The 257-nt window shown below is 41.6% G+C and carries 1 tRNA gene; it reads right to left on the bottom strand.

What is annotated here, in order from left to right:
• Nucleotides 1-180: 180 nt before the first annotated feature.
• Nucleotides 181-256 (bottom strand) — tRNA-Val (locus tag ASV53_RS25150).
• Nucleotide 257 lies beyond the last annotated feature (1 nt).

Raw genomic sequence — 257 nt, forward strand, 5'->3', positions numbered from 1 at the left:
GATAAAAACTATTGTAATTGAATCTAACGATTCAATTTACTAGTCAGCTTTCCAGATTGTTAAAGAGCATTGTGTTTCTAACTAAAGAACCACTTTCTAATGATTTTCGGCGGCAAAAAAGCTGACTCAACAAAGATAACCTTCATTGAATCTGCATTTACGCAGAAAACAGTTAGAGAGTGGTGGGCGATACCGGGCTCGAACCAGTGACCCCCTCCTTGTAAGGGAGGTGCTCTCCCAACTGAGCTAATCGCCCA

It is taken from the genome of Photobacterium sanguinicancri (genome assembly GCF_002265265.1).
In the GTDB taxonomy this organism is placed as follows: Bacteria; Pseudomonadota; Gammaproteobacteria; order Enterobacterales; family Vibrionaceae; genus Photobacterium; species Photobacterium sanguinicancri.